Genomic DNA, 731 nt, shown 5'->3' with positions numbered 1-731 from the left:
TACAGCCTTAGTAGTATTTCCAACAGCATCGAGTGCATCAGTAGTTTTTCTTACTTTTTTATCTAAATTTGACATTTCTGCTATTCCACCCGCATTATCAGTAACAGGTCCATAAGCATCTAAAGCTACCACCATTCCTGCTAGTGCAAGCATTGTAGTTACCGCAATCGCAATTCCGTATAAACCAGCTACAGAATTAGTTAGTAAAATTCCACCAACAATAATTAATGCTGGGATTGCAGTCGCCTCCATAGAAATAGCTAAACCTTGAATAACATTTGTTCCATGACCTGTTGTAGAAGATGAAGCTACAGATCTCACTGGACGATAATTAGTTCCAGTATAGTATTCTGTAATCCAAATTAATAATCCAGTTATTACTAAACCAACAACACCACAATAGTATAAATCCATACCATTAAAAGTTTTATTATTTACAGTGTACTCATTGCTAAAACCAATTACATAATCTGTTACTGGATAAAGGATAGCAAGTGAAGCAATAGCTGAAACCACAAAACCTTTATATAAAGCATTCATCACATTATTTGTGCTACCAAGTCGAACAAAAAATGTTCCAACAATTGAAGTTAGTATACAAGCACCACCAATTGTTAATGGATAAATCATCATGTTGATATCACCAACAAAGAAAATTGAGGATAATACCATAGTAGCAACAATAGTTACTGCATAAGTTTCAAACAAGTCAGCAGCCATTCCCGCGCAAT

At 34.7% G+C, this 731-nt stretch carries 1 protein-coding gene; it reads right to left on the bottom strand.

Translation table 11 applies throughout. From position 1 onward, the window contains the following. A partial coding sequence (locus tag AC1QQ2_RS14690) for a sodium/proton-translocating pyrophosphatase (protein ID WP_479713703.1) occupies positions 1 to 720 on the bottom strand: 720 nt, incomplete at its 3' end. Positions 721 to 731 lie beyond the last annotated feature (11 nt).

Origin of the sequence: Aestuarium sp., from assembly GCF_023253315.1 — a bacterium.
GTDB classification, from domain to species: Bacteria; Pseudomonadota; Alphaproteobacteria; order Rhodobacterales; family Rhodobacteraceae; genus Marivivens; species Marivivens donghaensis.
Note: the sequence above shows the minus strand (reverse complement) of the source record. Positions and strands in the feature narration are given on the sequence as shown.